Annotated in this window: 15 protein-coding genes and 1 tRNA gene; 7 read left to right on the top strand and 9 right to left on the bottom strand. The window is 47.8% G+C overall.

All coding sequences use genetic code 11. From position 1 onward, the window contains the following. Positions 1 to 541: 541 nt before the first annotated feature. Positions 542 to 1,831: an aminopeptidase P N-terminal domain-containing protein gene (locus tag ACFPK9_RS06135; protein WP_377096573.1), complete on the top strand. Its 1,290-nt coding sequence runs from the start codon at positions 542 to 544 to the stop codon at positions 1,829 to 1,831. Here the strand turns inward: ACFPK9_RS06135 and recG are convergent, their stop codons facing one another. The 9 genes from recG to ACFPK9_RS06180 form a co-directional block, all read right to left on the bottom strand. After that, a complete protein-coding gene (gene recG, locus ACFPK9_RS06140) occupies positions 1,832 to 3,859 on the bottom strand; it encodes an ATP-dependent DNA helicase RecG (RefSeq protein ID WP_377093948.1) in 2,028 nt (675 codons plus the stop codon). Then, on the bottom strand, positions 3,859 to 5,559 hold the full coding sequence (gene recJ / locus ACFPK9_RS06145) for a single-stranded-DNA-specific exonuclease RecJ (RefSeq protein WP_377093949.1): 1,701 nt from the start codon (positions 5,557 to 5,559) through the stop codon (positions 3,859 to 3,861). The genes recG and recJ overlap by 1 nt, the downstream gene beginning before the upstream one ends. Before the next feature lie 140 nt (positions 5,560 to 5,699). After that, complete coding sequence (gene ileS / locus ACFPK9_RS06150; RefSeq protein WP_377093950.1) at positions 5,700 to 8,453, bottom strand: isoleucine--tRNA ligase; 2,754 nt, start codon at positions 8,451 to 8,453, stop codon at positions 5,700 to 5,702. Between the two features lie 120 nt (positions 8,454 to 8,573). Beyond that, a complete protein-coding gene (locus tag ACFPK9_RS06155) occupies positions 8,574 to 9,275 on the bottom strand; it encodes a thioredoxin family protein (protein ID WP_377093951.1) in 702 nt (233 codons plus the stop codon). A 265-nt stretch (positions 9,276 to 9,540) separates the two neighbouring features. Further along, entirely contained in the window at positions 9,541 to 10,254 is a 714-nt protein-coding gene (locus tag ACFPK9_RS06160; RefSeq protein WP_377093952.1) for a thioredoxin family protein, read from the bottom strand. A gap of 78 nt (positions 10,255 to 10,332) precedes the next feature. Then, entirely contained in the window at positions 10,333 to 11,466 is a 1,134-nt protein-coding gene (locus ACFPK9_RS06165; RefSeq protein ID WP_377093953.1) for an acyl-CoA desaturase, read from the bottom strand. A gap of 208 nt (positions 11,467 to 11,674) precedes the next feature. Continuing rightward, positions 11,675 to 12,475: a ribonuclease III gene (gene rnc, locus ACFPK9_RS06170; protein WP_377093954.1), complete on the bottom strand. Its 801-nt coding sequence runs from the start codon at positions 12,473 to 12,475 to the stop codon at positions 11,675 to 11,677. 15 nt (positions 12,476 to 12,490) lie between these two features. Further along, positions 12,491 to 12,566, bottom strand: a tRNA-His gene (locus ACFPK9_RS06175). Between the two features lie 91 nt (positions 12,567 to 12,657). Next, positions 12,658 to 13,254 (bottom strand): hypothetical protein, encoded by a 597-nt coding sequence (locus ACFPK9_RS06180; protein ID WP_377093955.1) that lies wholly within the window; start codon positions 13,252 to 13,254, stop codon positions 12,658 to 12,660. A gap of 106 nt (positions 13,255 to 13,360) precedes the next feature. On the opposite strand from ACFPK9_RS06180, the gene mgtE reads away from it, so the two are divergent. From mgtE to ACFPK9_RS06210, 6 genes are all read left to right on the top strand, one after another. Continuing rightward, a complete protein-coding gene (gene mgtE / locus ACFPK9_RS06185; RefSeq protein WP_377093956.1) occupies positions 13,361 to 14,749 on the top strand; it encodes a magnesium transporter in 1,389 nt (462 codons plus the stop codon). A gap of 78 nt (positions 14,750 to 14,827) precedes the next feature. Beyond that, positions 14,828 to 18,673: a methionine synthase gene (metH, locus tag ACFPK9_RS06190; RefSeq protein WP_377093957.1), complete on the top strand. Its 3,846-nt coding sequence runs from the start codon at positions 14,828 to 14,830 to the stop codon at positions 18,671 to 18,673. 134 nt (positions 18,674 to 18,807) lie between these two features. After that, entirely contained in the window at positions 18,808 to 19,158 is a 351-nt protein-coding gene (locus ACFPK9_RS06195; RefSeq protein ID WP_377093958.1) for a hypothetical protein, read from the top strand. A 178-nt stretch (positions 19,159 to 19,336) separates the two neighbouring features. Then, positions 19,337 to 19,756: an EF-hand domain-containing protein gene (locus ACFPK9_RS06200; protein WP_377093959.1), complete on the top strand. Its 420-nt coding sequence runs from the start codon at positions 19,337 to 19,339 to the stop codon at positions 19,754 to 19,756. Between the two features lie 188 nt (positions 19,757 to 19,944). Then, a complete protein-coding gene (locus tag ACFPK9_RS06205) occupies positions 19,945 to 20,292 on the top strand; it encodes an EF-hand domain-containing protein (protein ID WP_377093960.1) in 348 nt (115 codons plus the stop codon). A 258-nt stretch (positions 20,293 to 20,550) separates the two neighbouring features. Then, on the top strand, positions 20,551 to 20,844 hold the full coding sequence (locus tag ACFPK9_RS06210) for a FeoA family protein (RefSeq protein ID WP_377093961.1): 294 nt from the start codon (positions 20,551 to 20,553) through the stop codon (positions 20,842 to 20,844). Positions 20,845 to 20,851 lie beyond the last annotated feature (7 nt).

Consider the following 20,851-nt stretch of genomic DNA (forward strand, 5'->3'; position numbering starts at 1 on the left):
AATCTCACTCAACATGATACACAAGCACGACTTTGTGAATTTTTTCACAAACTTCCCTCCTTGTGTCATACTTTTTAACGCAAAACCTCCTCTTAAACCGCCAAAAACCTAACCAAACACACCTCGAAAAACACCGTAAACAACTAATAACAAACAATATATAACACACCAAACGAACCACACAAACATACACATCTAAAAAAGCAAGAACGTTCAATACATTTTGAAGCCACCCAGATAGTCTTCAGAAGTCTCAGAGAAAGCTCATCCCCTCTATGTAGCCCAAACTGATACTTAGGCAAAAACAAATAAAGCAATTCGCTCACATTTCTCATGGTAGCAATTGTAAATGTCCCCCCGACAGCTCCGTTTGGCTGGTGATTAACCCCCTCACCAGCCGGACGGATCCCCCTCCCCCAACTTTCCCCTAGCCCCCATAGCATATCTCCCCATTGGGCATTCTTCATTGAATGCCCTTTTTTATGTCTTCTTCTGACCTTTGCTCCTTGAACCATCTAACATTACGCGTTCCTATCCCTACATGCGTTACGAGCCAGTTCCTAATTCTCTATTCTCCCGCAATCGCGAAAGACTACGCGAACTTCTCAAGCCGAATAGCATCGTCGTCTTGCACTCAAATGACGTCATGCCCACCAATGCCGACGGAGTACACCCTTTTAAACAAAACTCCGATCTCATTCATCTCACCGGAATCGATCAAGAAGAAAGTATCCTCGTCCTTTACCCAGATGCTCAAAAGGAAGAAATGCGAGAAATCCTGTTCGTTCGTGAAACAAATGACCACATTGCCATCTGGGAAGGCCATAAACTAACGAAAAAACAAGCGACCGTGCTCTCTGGAATTTCAAATGTCCAATGGACCAATAACTTTTACACCATCCTCCACACACTCGTTCAGCAAGCTGACACCATTTACCTCAGCACAAACGAACATCTTCGCTCCGACACCTCCGTAGAAACACGCAATGATCGTTTCATCAAAAAATGCAAAACCTCCTACCCGCTGCACCACTATGAGCGCCTCGCACCACTCATGCACCAGCTCCGCGTCGTAAAACAAGACGAAGAAATTGAGGTAATGCAAAAAGCCTGCGAAATCACCGAATCTGGCTTCCGTAGAGCTCTCGACATGATCGCACCCGGCGTAGGAGAATGGGAAGTCGAAGCTGAATTCATTCACGAATTCATAAAAAATAAATCTCGTGGATTCGCCTACACTCCCATCATCGGCGGCGGCTCCAGCAACTGCGTCCTTCACTACCTCGAAAACAACCAAGTCCTCAAAGACGGTGACCTCGTCCTCATGGACGTCGCAGCTGAATACGGCAATTGGAATTCAGACATGACCCGCACAGTTCCAGTAAATGGAAAATTTACTCCGCGCCAGCGCGCCGTATACGACGCAGTACTCCGCGTCATGCGCCAAGCTTGCAAAATTCTCCGACCAGGAATCACACTCGCCGACTACCAAAATCACGTCCTTGAAATGATGGAACATGAACTCATCGAACTTGGACTCTTCACCGAAAAAGAGGCAAAACAGCAAGGAGCAAACAAACCACTCGTTCGAAAATACTTCATGCACGGCACCTCGCACCACATCGGGCTCGATGTGCACGATGTCGCTCCTCCAAACTCTCCAATTCAAGTCGGCAACGTACTGACCATCGAACCTGGAATCTATATTCCTGAAGAAAATATCGGCATCCGTTTAGAAAATGACTTCGTCATCGGAGAGATCGAAAACTTCGATCTCATGCGCAACATCCCCATTGAAGCAGAAGAAATCGAAGCTCTAATGGCAAAGTAGCTAGGCTATGCGCACGCCTTCATCGACCATCTGAGCGAGCAACTCAGGATGCGCTGATAACGTGGGGTCCTCTTTGAGTAAAGAATCTGCTAGAAACCTCGCTTCCCGCACCATGCCCGAGTCTGCCAAAAATTCAATAAACCGCAGATCGCTCAAACCACTCTGCTGTGTACCCAGCACATCACCTGGACCACGGAGACGAAGATCCTCTTCTGCAATCTTAAATCCATCGTCAGTCTTTTCTAGAACCTCCAGCTTTTCAAGCGCATCAGCACTCTTCCCATCCGTCACCAGCACACAATAACTCTTATGCTCCCCTCGACCTATGCGGCCACGAAGCTGGTGTAGCTGAGACAAACCGAAGCGCTCTGCATTATAAATGACCATCAAATTGGCGTTGGGAACATCAACCCCCACTTCAATCACCGTCGTCGACACCAGGACATCAAGCTCGCCATCTCGGAATTTCCGCATCACCAGCTCTTTCTCCTCAGCACTCAACTTTCCATGTAGCAACCCAACCTGAAACTTAGATAAACGCTTCTGCCATTTTCCAAACTCGACAGTAGCCGACTCAGCCTTCAAAGACTCACTTTCCTCCACTAGAGGATACACTAAATAAGCCTGACGCCCCTCGTCTAACTGTTGCTTCACAAACTTCGAAACATCAGAGACCTTCGCTTTCGGACGCAATGCCGTAATCACTTTCCCTCTTCCCTGCGGCCGCTCATCGAGAATCGACACCTCCAAATCCCCATAAATCGTCAATGTCAATGTCCTCGGAATCGGAGTCGCCGTCATCACTAACACATCTGGCACCACACCTTGCTGCACAAGCTTACTGCGCTGCTCCACTCCAAACTTGTGCTGTTCATCGATAATCACCAAGCCCAAATCCTCAAAAGCCTTGTCTTCATATAGCAGCGCATGGGTCCCAATCAACAACTGCGCCTTTTCACCTGCGTGCTCGTTGTCTTCTTTTCTAGCAGAAGTGCGTAAACCGACATTCACACCTAAAGGATCTAACCATTTACAAAATGTGAGATAGTGTTGCTCCGCTAAAATCTGAGTAGGCGCCATCAAAGCCACCTGCACACCACTCTCGATTGCTAATAGTGCGGCACACATCGCCACAAAGGTTTTCCCTGCTCCCACATCACCTTGCAGCATCCGATTCATCGGGCTAGGCTCACGCATATCCGCCACAATCTCCTTCACCGATCGCTTCTGAGCCCCCGTTAAATCAAAAGGTAAACTCTCATAAAACGCCTTCAACAGCTGCGTTTTCTTACCTAACACTCTCCCAGATTGAGCCTCATACCGCAATTTACGCCAAGCGACATTTAGCTGCAAAAGAAAAAATTCCTCTAAAGCAAAAAACCTCCGAGCCGCCTCAGCATGCTCCATCGTCTCAGGAAAATGCAGCTCGCGATACGCGTCAGCACGTGGATATGTAGAATCCACAGAATAGACACCAGCCAAACTCTTAGAATCTAACTCATCCACCAATCGGAACAAAATCTCACGCAAGCGACGTTGGTGCACGCCCGCCACATTGCGGTACACAGGGACAATCCGATCCACATGAATACTCGCATCCACCATGTCATTCATGATTTCGAAATCTGGATGATCTATAACCAGCTTTCCCGAAACCTCCTTCGGCTTCCCAAAAAAGACTAACTCGTGCCCCACCGCGAGAATCTTCGCAATGTAAGGCATATTGAACCATCGCAATGAAAGAGTCGCATCCGAAAACCCACCATCTGGCTGCACAATCACTTCATAAAATCCACGCCGCCCACCAAACATTTTCCGTTGGCAATCTACCACCTTCCCGCGCAAACACATCGACTTACCAGTCGCCTGCGCAGGAAATGCATCGAACTTCCTCCGGTCTTCATAGCGCCGAGGTAAATGATCTAACAAATCTTGAACGCTAAGCAGCTTCGCTGTCGAAAAAGCGATGACCTCCTTAGCCGACAAACCTCCAAGTGACACTAACTCATCTGTTGCCCTTACCGCCATCAACCTTCAGCCCGTGAGGCGCGTACATCTTGAATCACCATCTGCAATGTCGTCCTCCCGCGAAAAGTATTCCGATCGATTGTAAACGCCACATCCCAAGGCGGATCTGGAAGGTTCCGCTCACCACCACTAAAGAAAATAGCATCCCGCTCAGAAATCCCCTGCCTTAAGAACAACTTCAAATGCTTATTCTTCAGATGACGAGGAGCTTCAGTAAGCCACACCCCTCTACTCATAAATACTGGCTGAGGGTTCTGACTCCCAAATGGCTGCAACAAGTCGTAGCTATCTAGGAAATCGAGTGATAACTCTTCAAAATCAATCTCCGCATCCACATGCATCCGCGGAGCACGTTGCGCAGCCGTTGTTGTCTTCAACACGTACTCACCAAAATTCTTTCTAAAATCAGCAATCCTCTCTTCGCGAATGCTCAAGCCTGCCGCCATATCGTGACCACCACCAGCGATCAAATCATCCGTACACGACTGAATCGCTCCCACTAATGAAACGCCCTCTACGCTACGACCACTACCCTTTCCTACTCCATCGTCATCAATTGCCACAATAAATGTCGGCTTGTAAAACTGACGCATCAAGCGCGACGCCACAATTCCGACCACCCCAGGATGCCACTTGCGAGAACCCAGCACAATAACTGGGTCATTCACTGGATCACATTGCTCCTCCACCATCCGCATCGCTTCATCACGAATCTGCTTTTCGTATGTTTGCCGCTGACGGTTATAGTCATCTAACACTTCTGCCAATTGCTTGGCGGATCTACTGTTGGATTCACAAAGTAAAGCCAATGCATCCTCAGGCTTATCCATACGCCCAGCAGCATTTATCCGCGGGCCAATGCGAAAGCCCACATCCATACTCGAAACATTACCGTCTAGTCCAGCAACACGCTGAAGAGCTTTTAAACCAACATTTCCAGTCCTAGGCAAACGCTTTAAACCGTGGCGAACCAGCAGTCGGTTCTCTTCCACTAGAGGAACTATATCAGCCACCGTCGCCACCGCCACCATGTCGATGTAACTCTTCAAATCAAAAGCTTCTAAGCGACGTTTCTTCAGTAACGCATGCGCTAATTTAAAAACCACACCTGCGGCACAAAGATAATGAAAGCCATCGCCTAACTTAGGGTTCACTACCGCAACACACTCAGGGCTGCCATCCGCAGACATCTCGTGATGGTCTACCACGATCACATCTACTCCCAACTCATTCAGTCTCGCAATCTCATTGATCGAGGCTGTACCACAGTCCACCGTGATGATTAAATGCGGCTTGCCGTGTTCTTCTAACAAATTGTCAATTGCCTCATCGCTCAAACCATACCCCTCTTCTCCACGTTTAGGAATGTAAACTCCACCAGCCACACCATAAGCATCTAACACATTACGCATTAGAGCCACTGAGGTCACACCATCGACATCATAATCGCCATAAACTATTACCTCTTCACCTTTATCAATCGCTGAACAAATACGCTCCACAGCCTCCGTCATGTGAGGCAACAAGTAAGGATCGCTTAAATCCTTCAACTTGGGATTCAGAAACTTCTGAATCGCCTCCTCGCCCGAAACTCCGCGTTGACCTAACAACTTAAGTAAAATGCTAGGCAATCCTCCCACATTTTTCTCAGTTGTTTTCGGATCCTCTTTTAAAATCCACTGTCTCGGCTCCTCTTCCATCTAGTAAGAACAACCTATCCCTCCACCTCTGTCAGCTCAAGCAATCTTTCAGAAAGCTCACGGAAAAAGAAATGCTGAGCAGATGCCCAGCATTTCTAAATCCTCATATCGAAACCTCAGTTTCGCAAAACAAGAGAAGATTAGCCGTTCACTACTTCCTCACAACGTGCACAAAGCCCACTCTCTAGCAGCGGTTCGTAGCGGCGGCAACGTGGACACATGCTGTATTCAGTAGCACTTGCTTCAGCTGAAAGCTCTCCACCTTCCTGCACTTTGAGATCAGCCAGAATGAAAAACTCAGTCGCGAATTCGCGATCTTTTAGCTCTTCAAGTGCAGCAAAGTCAGCTGGCACATTTACTAAAACAGCCGCCTCGTTATTCTTATTGAACTCTTTTGCCTGCACTTTTTCCTCAATCGCAGTCTGAATCACACCTCGAGCTTCAAGCAAAGCAGCCACTTTCTCTGAAACCTCAGACGCAGCCCATTCAGTTTTCACTTCAGGGAAATCTTGCTCGTGCACAGATCCCTCAAAACCTGCGTGCTCCCACGCTTCATCTGCAGTGTATGCAATGATCGGAGCAAGTAATTTCGCAAGAGCCGTAAACACTTCGTGCATTACTGTCTGCGTCGAACGACGGCGAACACTGTCTTTCGCATCGCAATACATACGATCCTTCGTCACATCGATATAGATCGCAGACAAATCCGTCGCACAAAATTGGTTAATTTGATTAAACACCTTACGGAACTCAAAGGCTTCGTACCCAGCGCGACACTCTTTCACCACTTCGTTAAGGCGCTCTAACACCCATTGATCTAACAATGGCATATCCGCTTTGACAACAGCATCAGTTGCCGCGTCAAAGCCATCCATATTACCAAGTAAGATGCGCAGAGTGTTACGCAAGCGTCTATATGGTTCAGCGATTTGCTTGAAGAGATCTTCACCAAAAGGCACTTCTGTTTGCCAATCCACACTAGAAACCCATAAGCGCACGATATCTGCACCGTATTTGTTATAGTAATGTGCTGCGTCGATCGGCTTTCCACTCTTCTCCGCTTCAGATTTAGAAAGTTTCCCCTTCTTGTCCTTGTCTACCACGAAACCATGCGTAAGCACAGACTTGTACGGAGCTTCATCGCGAACACCCACGGAAAGCATCAGTGAAGACTGGAACCACCCACGGTGTTGATCGGTCGCTTCTAAATAGAGATCAGCAGGACCTTCCAACTCAGGGCGACGATCGACAACAGCAACTGATGAAGAACCGGAATCGATCCATACATCGAGCGTGTCACGACACTTCTTGTAGCCAGCAGGCAAACAAAGGCGCTCACTCAACTCTTCATCAGAAAGCTCGAACCAGATGTTAGAGCCCTCTTTTTCAATCAAATCAGCCACTTTATCAGCAGTTTCAGCATTGATCACAGCCTTGCCTTCAGCATCAAAAAATACAGGTACAGGAACACCCCAAGTACGTTGGCGTGATACACACCAATCTGGGCGAGCCTCTACAGTTCCATAAATGCGGTTCCGTCCCCACTTCGGCAACCAATTGACCTTGTCAATTTCTTCTAGCGCCTTCTCGCGGAGCCCTTCCAAAGAAATGAAAAATTGCTCCACCGCGCGGAAAATAATCGGAGTCTTGGAACGCCAACAATGCGGGTAACTGTGCGCGATCGTCTCTTTCCCCAACAAATACCCTTTGCCAGCAAGAATCTTAATGATCGGAACATTGCAATCAAACACATGCTCACCTACCATTTCTGGAAGTCCACATTCCTCAGTGTACTTACCCTCATCATCCACCGGCGAAAGAACCCCAAGCCCGTTTTGCTGACCAGCAGAGTAATCGTCTGCACCATGACCTGGAGCAATATGTACCGAACCAGTACCAGCCTCAGTGGTCACGAAATTAGCGTTAATTAACTTCGAGGTTCTCTCTAAAAATGGATGCTGAGCTTCCAGCCCTTCAAAGGCATCACCTTTGACTTCTTGATACGTCTCTTTGAGAGCAAAACCAGTCTTTGCCTCAAACATTTCGAGAAGCTCTTTAGCGATCACCAAACGCTTGGAAATCAGCTCATCTGGCTGATCCTTTACCTGCTTCACTTTTTCAAAACGCCCTACAACATAATCAAATAGAGGATGTGTCGCTATTCCAAGGTTTGCTGGCAAAGTCCAAGGAGTGGTCGTCCAGATCACCATTGAGATACCCTCTCCGAAAGCATCAGATAGAAGAGGAAATTCCACATACAGTGAAATCGACTTCTTATCCATGTATTCCACCTCAGCTTCAGCAAGCGCTGTCTGCGCACCGTAGGACCACTGAACTGGCTTCTTAGACTGATACACATTTCCACGCTTAATTAGCGCTGAAAATGTACGCACGATATCAGCCTCGTACGCAGCATCCATTGTAAGATATGGATTCTCCCAATCACCTAATACGCCAAGACGACGAAATGAGGCTTTCTGAGTAGCAATCCAGCCACTGGCAAACTCCACACAGCGACGTCGAATCTCAGCGGGTTCAAGCCCCTGAGCATTTTGCACCACTTTAAATTCAATCGGCAATCCATGACAATCCCAGCCTGGAACATACGGTGTCTCAAAACCCGCCATCGTCTTAGACTTGAGCACTAAATCTTTAAGCACCTTATTAAGCGCTGTCCCCATATGCACATCTCCATTCGCAAAAGGGGGGCCGTCATGTAAAATATAGCGAGGAGCATTTTGATCAATACGGCGTTGCTGAATGCGCTTGTATAAATCGTTAGATTCCCATTGCTCGAGTCGCTGAGGCTCGCGCTTCACCAAATCCCCACGCATGGGGAAAGTTGTCTGTGGCAGACTCAAGCTGTCTTTATAGTTTTGGGCGTCCTTGCTCATAAAATTAAATAATTCGGCGGACGCTAGACAGCAATACGCTGAGGGTCAATCGCACATTGCGCTAAAGTGATAAGACTACGTACATCACATAAATACTCCACCACCACACTTTAAGAAGGCTTATTTCGGAATCGGGGCTTTCCCCATGGAATGCTGCATCGCACGTTCAGTCGACGTCATTTCCTTCTTACCCTGAGAGCTCTGTGGCTTATAACTCGTATTAATGGTTTGTACTGCTGGTGGAGCCCCTCCATTAGAAAGAATTGCAGATGGGGATTTTTCAGTAAGAATAATTTCTTCTCCAGTCATTTTCACACGAGTCACACCCTGCGGCAGCTCATCTTTAGAGATTCTCATCATCATTTCTTCCACGCTCTGAGCCTTCTGACCAGGCATGAAGCCATCCTTCATAACAAATTCTTTATCATCAGATATTTTACCAGTGTACTTTTCAAACAAAGCTTCCAGTTCTTCTTCGCTCTGAAGTCCCTCTACGGCTTTCAATTCTTTCCCGTTCAAATAAAACTTCAACTCTGGAGTCTGACTGACATTGTACTCTTCCGTTGCAACCTTTGCAGTTTCTCCTGGCTCCCCTACATTTAACCTCATCACTGCGGCCTTACTGCCAAACTTCTTCGCCATCTTTTCAATGCTTGGAGACATTTCTTTACAGAGCGGGCAATTCTTACTGTAAAAATCCAAGACCACCAATACGTTAGGCTCGGAAAGCCACTGCTTTGCTTCAGAAATCGTTGCTTTATGAACTCTCTCTATCCCCTCCCGGCGTTCATCAGGTACATTACTCCCTGTTATGTCGCCCACAATTGTCTGCAACTGGTCACAGGACGACAATCCAAGCACACACGTAAAACTAACACATCGAAGAATCTCTCTTATCCTCATAACTCGATGAGTTTAAATACGAGCAATAAAAACACAACCACATTAACCTCAAAAGGTAAAGAAACTCCTTAACGGTCAAGCATAATGATCACACTCTAATCCCAACTGAGAAAAAGCCTAGCATGACACCCTCGAGAAAGGTTAGGCGGGCATACAAGTATGCTAAAAACGCTTCTCAACTCGCTTAATTTTTCGGCGATTCAGACTCGGAGGATTTTACTGGAGTCATCTCTCCAACACCCAGCACACTCTTCAAATCACCTGTAACATCCTTAGCCTCATCGGGTACCTTCACTCTAGTAATCCCTTGAGGAAGCTCCTTTTTGGAAATTCGCTGCATCATGTCTTCCACCGTGCGCTCCGTTTTCTTGCCAGGCATATCACCCTCACGCATCACATACTCACCGTCGATCTTCGCCGTGTAAGTAGAGAAAACTGCGTCGAGTTTTTCTTTAGATTGAGCGCCAAGCATGCTTTTCACCTCTCTACCATTGAAAAAAAACTTCAAAGTAGGCGTCCGTGTCACTCCATACTCATCATGAGCCATTTGCGCTACAGAACCAGGCTTTCCAACATTCAGCCTCATCACCGCAGCCTTATCACCATACTGTTTAGCTAAAGCCTCAATATGAGGAGCCATTGCCCGACACGGAGGACATTGGTCACTATAAAAATCTAAAACCACGAGCACGTTAGGTTCAGCTACCCACAGTTTCACATCATCAACAGATGCTTCATGCGGCTTCGCAATCCCCTCGCGTCGCTCGCTAGGCTCAAATACGGAAGGCGCGCCGACTAAATCAGTTGCCTGATTAACTATCCCCTCAAGCTTATCGCAAGACGGAAGTAAGGCGAGACTCACGCCTCCGAATATGAATAATGTAGATCTCTTGAGCATGTGAAGAAACAAGCTAATTAATCTTTGGAGTCTAAATAAAGAGCAAACTTAGGAAAATGGTATACAAATGAATGAAACCTACTTCGCAGAAGAGAACTTAAACTTACTGATTTTCTTTACCACACGGTGAATATCAGACTCAATTTCAATGAGCTTTGCCTTTGAAAGTTCTACTTTCGTCGCCAGAGAATCTTCGACCTGCGCATAGCGTTCAGACAGAGTCGCAGACAAACCTTCCAGAATAGCCTCAGCCTTCTGGCTCAGTGCACAAGACTCTTCAGCCTTATCTAGACCAGCTTTCTCACGCTTTTGCTCGAGCAAACGTTGTGCTTCTCGCATTTCAGCTAAGAGAATTTTCTCTTGTGGAACTCGACGCAGATTACTTGCAAGACCAAGCTTAGAAAGCGTCCAAATCATCCATTTTGTTGGATCAAACTGCCAAGGCTTCACACCATTACGGTAATCGTGCTGAAACGCGTGGTGGTAATTGTGATACCCTTCACCACAAGTAAAGAATGCCATAATTGCAGAGTCGCGAGCACTATTGCCTGAGTTATATGGGCGCTTACCGATCGTGTGGCAAAGTGAGTTAATGAAGAAAGTACAGTGCATCACGATCACGATGCGGAGAAAACCTGTGAGAATAAGACAGCCAAGAGCGCCTTGGAGACCGTAAAAATAATAACCAATCATCGGCGGAATGATCAACCCCACAACCAAACCAATAAGGTGTGTCCATTTATCCTGCCACATCACTAGAGGGTCTCTTTTGAGATCACCCACGTTGTTCTGCAGCGGCATAGGATCGAGCTTAAATAGCAACCAGCCAACGTGCGCATAGAAAAAGCCTCTTGATATATCATACGGATCACCATCGTGATCCACGTGCTTATGGTGATGACGGTGGTCTGATGCCCAGCTGAGACATGAATTCTCAAAAGAGGCTGCACCAAAAATAAGCGTCACCAACTTTACTGGCCATTTCGCTTTAAATGAAAGGTGAGAAAAGAGTCTGTGGTATCCGAGCGTGATACTCATGATTGTTGCCACACAGAAGAATAGACAGAAGCCTAGCTGAAATGCCAACTCACCAGCCGTGAGATCATAAGTTAAGAAGTACCAAGGAGTTCCGACAAGGGCGAACAGCGTAGTAAATATAAGGAAAAGACTGGTTTTCCAGTTTACGCGGTGAAATGGGAAGTTGTTAAACATAATATTGTAACTGTATTGTCCTCTGCTGCTTGGGAAGCCACGCTCCGCAAGTAAGAGGTGCCTCAACTAAGCTTAGATTTCATAAATAGCCAACAAAATCCCTCAAACACCACGTAGTTTTACAAAATATGCACAGCAAATGCCTTAATTTGCACAAGTTCTGAAGGCGTGAAATATCTGTAACAAACTTTTAAATTTAAAAAATAATTTACTCCACAGGCGTTTCCCACACCTTGTTTTTAAGTGCTACGCTTGCTGCTTTCGCCTCAGCCTGCTTTTTATTTCGCCCCTTACCACTGGCTAGCACTTGATTATTCCAATGCACTTCTACGATAAATTCTTTATCGTGATCTGGCCCTTCTTCGCTAACAACTTTATAGCTGGGACTTTCTGGCAAAATGGATTGCAAAGCTTCCTGAAGACGACCTTTCGGATTCTTCTCTTCCGGTTTTTGAGAAATTTTCTCCACCTCCTTCTTCGCTACTTTAAGCACTACTTCTTTTGCTGCATCAAACCCTCCATCGAGATACACTGCCCCCAAAAGGGCTTCAAAAGCATCTGCCAGCGTTGATGCCCGCTCGCGACCGCCACTAGCTTCCTCGCCTCGACCTAATAAAACAAACTCACCTAGTTTAATTTCTCCCGAAAGATTATGCAGTGCATCCTTGGACACAAGACGAGCACGCATCTTGGTTAAGTCTCCCTCAGTAAACCCCGGGAAGAGCTCATACAGATGATGCGTGAGTGCAAGCTGCAAGACAGCATCCCCGAGAAACTCCAAGCGCTGATTGTCAAAATGTGGTCGCTGCGTTTCATACGCCAGCGACGGATGAGTCAAAGCCTCAGCCAATAACAACGAATTGCGAAATTTATATCCTAACAGTGCTTCGAGTGAATCCATTCTATCTATTCCAATTAGAGGAGCACCATTGAGCGCAATTTGCTCAAACCAAGCAAGAAAAACATAGCTTCCAGACACAAAAAAGGCGCTTACAATAAGCGCCTTCAATAATTGATAGCAAAATGGGGTGACTGACGGGACTTGAACCCGCGACAACCGGAATCACAATCCGGGGCTCTACCAACTGAGCTACAGCCACCATTTATTTGCTGGTGCGGGCGAGAAAGTACGCATCCCTCCCACTTTGGCAAGATCTTTTTTCACCCTTTTTAAATTCTCGATCACCTCCGCTACTCCAAGCTTCGCTGCACCGTCTTTTTATTCACTAAGAATAAACAAACTAGGGGGTAAACACTGGAAAAAAACAGCGAAGCTAACATCACTCCTCTAAACCCACTCACACCTATTATGCCAAAATCTGAGTTCGCTTCAATAAAGCCCTCAAAGAACGGTGTCGCCAATACACACCAAATATACACACTCAAACATTTCGCTAGTAAACTCCCTACCGCATAAACGTTTGTAGCAACTCTTCCCCACTTAAAATACTTCAACAGGCCAATCCCTGCCGCTATCAACAACACACTGATCGCTAAATCTATATACCCAGCCATCTGGACCGGAAAATCGATAACGCGTAATTTCTCGATGAGTTCCGCAGGGATGCTTATGCCCTCACCACTGATCGCCGTAAACTGCACAGCGAGCTCGTCGGACATTTTCTTGTTCTGAAACACCCCAATCCCCGTTGAGAGAATTGCCAGCCCGCCAAAACACAAATGAATAATTCCCAGCACTTTAGGAATTTTTGAACGATTTAACGGCAGCTCAGGCGGCTGCACCTCTTCTCTTTCGGGTTGATAAGCTGACATTCCTTTCTGGGACATAGTCCCGACACTATCCTTCAAACGCTTAGCGTCAAGATCCCTAACAAGGCGAAATCTTCTGTTTTTCACCCTTTCATTCTAATCGCCACGAATTAGTCTCAGCCCCATGAGCGAGGAGAGCAAAGAAACACGCCACATGTTGGCCGCGATCGATGAACGTAATGCAGAGCAATTCCTCCTCTGTGCAGAGACGATGCACTACGCTGACCTCGCCGAAATCTACGAAAGCCTCACTGAGGAAGAACGTGATTTCTTCACCTCTAATATCGACATGGAGCAGTTCGCGGAAGTTCTGGCAGATCTCCCCGACACACTCATCGAAGAAACCATCGAACGTCTCGAGCCCGCTGAACAACGTGAGATCCTCGATCAAATTTCCGATGATGACCGAGTCGACATTCTCCAAGACGTTTCTGACGACGCCCGCGAAAGACTTCTAGAACTCGTTGAACCCGACGACATCGAAGTTACCAAGTCCCTCCTCAAATACGACGAGAGCACTGCCGGTGGCCGCATGACCACCCATTTCGCCAGCATTCACGGCGAAATGACTGTCCAACAAGCACTCGAAAGCCTCCGCAAAGAAAGTGAAGAAACCGAGTCCTTTGCTCGTGTCTACGTCATCGATGCCAAAGACAAACTCTGCGGCTATGTACGTTTCCGCGATCTCGCCTTCAATTTACCTGAAACCATCATCTCCGACTTCATGCGTCCGGTTAAGCGCTTTATTCTAGCCTCCGCCGATCAGGAAGAAGCTGCACAAATGGTGTCTAAGTACGACCTCTTCGTACTCCCTGTAGTTAACGAACAACACCGCCTCCTCGGGATCATCACCCACGATGATGTCGTGGAAATCTTGGAAGAAGAATCGACCGAGGATATGGAAAAAATGGCGGGTTTCTCAGGCGAAGGCTCTGAGGAAACCTACCTCAACACCCCTACAATGATCCACTTCCGTCGCCGATTCCCTTGGCTTTTCGGACTTGCGATTCTAGCGATCGCCTCTGGTATTGTGATGATTAAATTTGAAGACGTTCTAAACTCACTCTTCATTCTCTCCCTTTTCCTCCCCATGGTTGTCGCTGCAGGTGGTAACACTGGTGGCCAAGCATCTACTATGGTGATTCGCGCAATGGCTCTCGGTGAACTTGACCAAGACTCCATCATCCGCGTCGCATGGAAAGAACTGCGCCTAGGCTTAATGCTTGGCGCTCTGCTAGGAACCGGAATGGCGATCATCACCATCACCTTCGTCCCCATGTTCTACCATGACATGCCTGCGGAAATTGGTTTCACCAAATTTGCAATCGCTGTCGCTGTCGCGCTAGCCATCCAAATCACATCCTCTACACTTGTAGGCTCCCTCCTCCCTCTCGGAGCTCGCGCTGCGAAAATTGACCCCGCCGTTATCGCCGCCCCAGCCATCACCACTATCGTCGACGTCTCAGGCATGGTGATTTACTTCTTCGTTGCAAAAGCCATCCTAGGACTTTAAGCCCCTCCCACACACCCAAAGTTCGCGAAGCGAGTGACTTAACTTCTCACTTCACACTTCCAACTTCACACACATCTCATGGCCAGACCTGACGCAACCGCAGAACTCACCGCTGCTCTTAAAGAACGTATCCTCATGCTCGATGGAGCTATGGGAACCACCATCCGTGGATATGGACTCACCGAACAAGACGCCCGAGGCGAACGCTTCAAGGACATCGATAAAGACATTCTCAACAACGGTGACCTACTCAGCCTCACCCGCCCAGATGTCATTCTCGATATCCACAAACGCTTCCTCGAAGCCGGCTCTGACATCATCGAAACCAATTCCTTCTCAGGCACCTCAATCGCCCAGTCGGAATTTTTCGTAGAAGATCCGCGAGAGTCAGGCGAGGGTCGCAAGGATCCAGAATTCTACCAAAAGGTCCTCGACGACCCATTCCTCAAAGAGCTCGCATGGGAAATAAATGTCGAATCCGCCAAGCTCGCCCGTCAAGCTTGTGACGAAGTCTACGAAAAAACTGGCGTCAAACGCTACGCAGCCGGAGCCATCGGCCCAATGACTGTCGGTCTAAATAACTCAGCAGTCGACCCAGACGATCCAGGCTTCCGCGTCGTCACTTTCGACCAAGTCTACGAGGACTACAAACGTCAAGTCCTCGCGCTCATTGAAGGCGGTGTCGACATTCTGATGGTTGAAACGATCTTTGACGCGCTCAACTCAAAATGTGCTCTCGTCGCCATCCAAGACGTCTTCGAAGAGCGCGACATCCATCTTCCAATCATCATCTCTGCCGCTGTCGGCCTCGGTGGCGAAACCATGATTTCCGCGCAAAAAGTGGAAGCACTTTGGAACGCCGTGGCGCACGTAAAACCGCTCGCCGTTGGCCTCAACTGTTCCCTCGGACCAGACCAAATGCGTGAATTCGTCGGCGAACTCAGCAAAGTCTGCGAAACTTTCGTTTCCTGTTACCCAAATGCAGGCATGCCAGATGCACTCTCCGAAACTGGCTTCCCACTCGGCCCACGCGATATGTACGATCGCTTAGGCAACTTTGCTCGCTCAGGATTCATCAACCTCGCAGGTGGTTGTTGCGGTAACACACCCGAGCACATCGCCCAAATTGCCGAAGCTATTAAAGGTGTAAAGCCTCGTGAGCTACCCGAGATAGAACCTCTACTCCGCCTCTCTGGCACCGAACCATACAACCATACAAAGGATAAAAACTTCCTCATGATTGGTGAGCGCACTAACGTCGCAGGCTCTCCAAAATTCCGCAAACTTATCCAAGAAGGCAAACTCGAAGATGCCCTCGCAGTCGCCCGCCAACAGGTCGACAATGGAGCCCCTGTCATTGATATCTGTTTCGATGACGGTCTCATCGACGGTGTCGACATGATGACCCGCTTCCTCAACCTCGTACAGTCGGAACCAGACATCACTAAGGTCCCTATCACTGTTGATTCCTCCAAATGGGAAATCATCCAAGCTGGTCTCAAATGCCTCCAAGGCAAGGGAATCGTCAATTCAATCTCCCTCAAGGAAGGCGAAGAAGTCTTTAAGCAACACGCTCGCACCATCATGAAATTTGGTGCAGCAGCAGTTGTCATGGCCTTCGACGAAAACGGCCAAGCGGCCACCTACGAAGAAAAAATCCGCATCTGCGAACGCGCCTATCGCGTACTCGTCGACGAAGTTGGCTTCAACCCGCAAGACATCATTTTCGACCCAAACATCCTCACCGTTGCTACCGGAATCGACGAGCACAACAACTACGCGGTCGATTTCTTTAAAGCCACGAAGTGGATCAAAGACAACCTCCCCGGCGCCAAAGTTTCTGGCGGCGTTTCAAACATTTCCTTCTCCTTCCGCGGGAACAACCCAGTCCGCGAAGCCATGCACGCCGCCTTCCTCTACCATGCAGGAAAAGCTGGCATGGACATGGGGATCGTAAATGCAGGTATGCTCGAAGTCTACGATGAGATTGAGCCGAAAATGCTCAAACACGTCGAAGACGTTCTTCTCAATTCAGACCCAGACGCTACCGAACGCCTTCTCGACTTCGCCGAGCAATTCAAAGGCGTCAAAAAAGAGTCCAAAGCCGAAGACCTCGCATGGCGCAAGGAGCCGATCGAAAAACGTCTCGAATACGCCCTCCTTAAAGGTATCGACACCTTCATCACCGAAGACACCGAGGAAGCACTCGCAAAGTATTCCGTTCCACTCAAGGTCATCGAAGGCCCACTCATGGACGGTATGTCCGTCGTTGGAGACCTCTTCGGAGCCGGTAAAATGTTCCTCCCGCAGGTGGTGAAATCCGCACGTGTGATGAAAAAATCTGTCGCCTACCTTGAACCCTTCATGGAGGCAGAAAAAGCCGAGAAACTCGCTGGCCGTATCCAAGAGCTCATCGCAGCAGACCCATCTCTCTCTGAAGACCAAGCTCAGATCAAAGCAGAAAAAGAAGCCACCGCTGGCCGCGTCGTCATGGCGACAGTCAAAGGAGACGTTCACGACATTGGCAAAAACATCGTCGGCGTCGTACTCGCATGTAATGGCTTCGAAGTCATCGACATGGGCGTCATGGTCCCCTGCGACAAGATCCTCGATACAGCCCTAGAAAAAGGCTGCGATGTCATCGGCCTCTCCGGGCTCATCACCCCATCTCTAGATGAAATGATTCATGTGGCAAAGGAGATGGAGCGCCGTGGCATCAAACTACCAGTACTCGTTGGTGGCGCTACCACTTCTGCTGCACACACCGCCGTCAAGATTGCCCCACACTACTCAGGCCCTATCGTGCACGTGCTCGATGCTTCCCGCTCGGTTCCAGTAACCACCACACTTCTTTCTAAAGATGGCCACGACAAATTCGTAGCCGAAAATGAAGAGCGTCACCAAAAACTGCGCGACAACTTCAACAAGAAGTCGAAACCAACCATCGACCTCGAAAAAGCACGCGCTAATAAACCTAAATTCGATTGGGACAATTACCAACCAGCCCAACCCGAATTCACCGGCACCCGCGTAATGGATAACCAATCACTGCGTGAACTCTCCGAATACATCGACTGGACACCCTTCTTCCACGCCTGGGAAATCCGAGGAGTCTGGGACCGCGAAACTAAAACGCTCAAAACTAAAAACGAAGAAGGCGCAAAACAAGCGCAAGAACTCTACGCCGATGCCTTAGAAATCCTCGAAGACATTATCGAGCATAAGCGCTTCACCGCCCGCGGCGTCTACGGCTTCTTCCCAGCCAACTCTAATGGAGACGACATCAACGTCTGGACCGATGAAACTCGCACCGAAAAAGCGACCTCCTTCCACACTCTCCGACAACAAATCGAAAAAACTTCTGACAAACCACACTACGCCCTCAGCGACTACGTAGCACCAGAAGGAAATGACTTTATCGGCGGCTTTGTGGTCGGTATTCACGGAGCTGACGAATGGGCCAAAAAAGTCGAGACTGACGAACATGATCCATACAAAGGGATCATGATCAAAGCCATCGCCGATCGCCTCGCTGAAGCCTTCGCGGAACTCCTCCACCACCGTGCGCGAGTAGCATGGGGCTACGAGCGCCCGAACGAGTTCAACCACAACGAACTAATCAAAGAAATCTACCGTGGCATCCGCCCCGCACCCGGCTATCCATCTCAGCCCGATCACACCGAAAAGCCACCACTTTTCGACCTACTCAGTGCCGAAGAAAGCACCGGTGTAGAACTCACTGAATCCTGCGCCATGCACCCAGGAGCCGCTGTCTCCGGGCTACTCTTCTCTCATCCTGAGTCCCACTACTTCGCCATCAGCGAACTCCAAGAAGACCAGATTAAAGACTACGCAGAACGCAAAGGGTGGAGCCGTGAAAAAGCCGAACGCTGGCTCGGCCCATGGCTCGGCTACAATGCGTAAAATAAACTAATACTAAAACAACTTCCTTAAAGCGAGAGTCCACAACTCTCGCTTTATTTTTTCATAAAAGAAAAACTTTTTCGCAACTCTCTCCAGACTGAGTGGTTTCTCTCGTACAACCCAAAAAAATCATTATGAAAACAAAAGCACTCATCCTTGGCATCGCAGCCCTCTCTATTCCAGCAATCGCTCTCGCTGAAGGCGATGGTGAGAAAAAAGGCAAAGGCGGCGACCACCGCGCAAAGATGCTTGAAAAATTCGATACTGACGGCGATGGCAAGCTCGACGAAACAGAGAGAGAAGCAGCCAAAGCTGCAGGAAAAGCACACCGTGAAGAACTCCTCAGCAAATATGACGCTAATGGCGACGGCAAGCTCGACGAAACAGAGCGTGAAGCCGCTAAAGCTGCTGGTGAAAAAATCCCACCACATGGTGGCAAGGGCAAAAAAGGTGGTAAAAAAGGACCACGCGGCGGTGATGAGTAATTCATAGCACACACTATCATCCAACTAAAACAATGCCTCACTGGAGATCTTCCAGCGAGGCATTTTTGTTCACGCGAAAAAAGACACATCTAACTAACACATAAATACTTAAACGATTAAAAAAAGAAAATTTACCTGCAACTTTCTGCCCCGATCAAGGTTTCTATTTTTGAATATTATGAAAACCAACACCAAAACAAATACACTCATTCTAGCAATCGCAGCTCTCTCACTTCCATCTCTCTCCTTTGCTAAAGATCACGGTAAAAAAGGGAAGCACTGCGAAAAGATTCGCGAACATATCCTCGAGAAATTTGATGCTGATGGCGATGGTGAACTCAGCGAAGAAGAGCGCGAAGCTGCTAAAGCTGCCATGAAAGAGCGTAAAGAAGCATTCATTGCTAAATACGACACTGATGGTGACGGCGAGCTCAGCGAAGACGAAAAGCAAGCTGCTAAAGATCTTATCATTGCTCAATACGACACCGACGGCGACGGAAAACTCTCTAGAGATGAACGCCAAGTCGCAAGAGAAGCAGGTGAAGATCTTCCTGGGCCTCCTAGAGGTAGAAAAGGACCACGCGGTGGCGACGAGTAATTCATAGCATCCACACACATTTCGCAAAAACCATGCTCCACTGAAGATTTTTCAGTGGAGCATTTTCACGCCCACAAAAAAAACCTTCAACAACTTAAAATAAAACGACTTAAATATATTAATTTAAGTTTTACTGCAACTTCTCACAGCATCTTTGGTTTCTTTCAGTGAATATCATGAAAACCAATATGAAAACAAAAACACTCATTCTCGCTCTCGCTTCACTTTCCATTCCAGCAATCGCTCTAGCTGAGGGTGAGTGCAAAAAAGGCAAAGGCTGTGAAGATCACCGCGAGCGCATTCTTGAAAAATTCGACACTGACGGAGACGGAGAACTCTCCGAAACCGAAAAAGAAGCCATGAAAGCCGCTATGAAAGAACGTCGTGAAGAACTTCTTTCAAAGTACGATGCCGACGGTGATGGCGAACTCAGCAAGGAAGAACGAAAAGCAGCAAAAGACGCTGGTGAGAAATTACCACCACACGGCAAAAAAGGTCCACGTGGTAAAAAAGGTCCTAAAGGCGACGCCCTCTAATACACATTTACATTAGGTAACACGTAGGTAAGATGCCCTGCAGGTTTATACAATCTGCAGGGCGTTTTTTTTGGAAATAGCTACCCGCTCAATTCCGAACAGTGGTATTCGACAACATGCCACTCACAACACAGCTCGTTAGAAACATTTTCATACTCTCACAAGCTGTTAGAACTCTTCGCATTCGTCAAGTTCCCATCAAAAATAGGGGATCAACAACGCGCCTGCTTTTTCTTTCCACCGAACATAAAATACTTATTGCAAACGAATCTCAACTACAGTATTTCTTGTCCTGTAATGAAACTCTTCCGCCGAGCTACCGACCTCAAAACTGACAGTGCAATGACACTATCTCAGGCGAGTGTGGGCTGTTCGGTTCGTATCGATTCACTCCAAGGATCTGCCTGTGATCGCTTACGCAGCATGGGATTCTGCGAATCGATGGAAGTTAAAAAACTGAGTCACGGTCACAACTTACTTTGCTCCGTTTGTGGTACTAAAATGGCGTTGAATAAGAAACTCGCCGATCAAATTCTTGTCTGTCCTGTCTAAACAGAAT

The sequence above is a fragment of the Rubritalea spongiae genome (assembly GCF_042652385.1).
Classification (GTDB): domain Bacteria; phylum Verrucomicrobiota; class Verrucomicrobiia; order Verrucomicrobiales; family Akkermansiaceae; genus Rubritalea; species Rubritalea spongiae.

What these genes read in the sequence shown, in the direction of transcription:
- ACFPK9_RS06135 (WP_377096573.1), top strand. Translation starts at nt 542, where the DNA reads ATGCGTTACGAGCCAGTTCCTAATTCTCTATTCTCCCGCAATCGCGAA.
- recG (WP_377093948.1), bottom strand. Translation starts at nt 3,859, where the DNA reads ATGGCGGTAAGGGCAACAGATGAGTTAGTGTCACTTGGAGGTTTGTCG.
- recJ (WP_377093949.1), bottom strand. Translation starts at nt 5,559, where the DNA reads ATGGAAGAGGAGCCGAGACAGTGGATTTTAAAAGAGGATCCGAAAACA.
- ileS (WP_377093950.1), bottom strand. Translation starts at nt 8,453, where the DNA reads ATGAGCAAGGACGCCCAAAACTATAAAGACAGCTTGAGTCTGCCACAG.
- ACFPK9_RS06160 (WP_377093952.1), bottom strand. Translation starts at nt 10,254, where the DNA reads ATGCTCAAGAGATCTACATTATTCATATTCGGAGGCGTGAGTCTCGCC.
- ACFPK9_RS06165 (WP_377093953.1), bottom strand. Translation starts at nt 11,466, where the DNA reads ATGTTTAACAACTTCCCATTTCACCGCGTAAACTGGAAAACCAGTCTT.
- ACFPK9_RS06180 (WP_377093955.1), bottom strand. Translation starts at nt 13,254, where the DNA reads ATGTCCCAGAAAGGAATGTCAGCTTATCAACCCGAAAGAGAAGAGGTG.
- mgtE (WP_377093956.1), top strand. Translation starts at nt 13,361, where the DNA reads ATGAGCGAGGAGAGCAAAGAAACACGCCACATGTTGGCCGCGATCGAT.
- metH (WP_377093957.1), top strand. Translation starts at nt 14,828, where the DNA reads ATGGCCAGACCTGACGCAACCGCAGAACTCACCGCTGCTCTTAAAGAA.
- ACFPK9_RS06195 (WP_377093958.1), top strand. Translation starts at nt 18,808, where the DNA reads ATGAAAACAAAAGCACTCATCCTTGGCATCGCAGCCCTCTCTATTCCA.
- ACFPK9_RS06200 (WP_377093959.1), top strand. Translation starts at nt 19,337, where the DNA reads ATGAAAACCAACACCAAAACAAATACACTCATTCTAGCAATCGCAGCT.
- ACFPK9_RS06205 (WP_377093960.1), top strand. Translation starts at nt 19,945, where the DNA reads ATGAAAACAAAAACACTCATTCTCGCTCTCGCTTCACTTTCCATTCCA.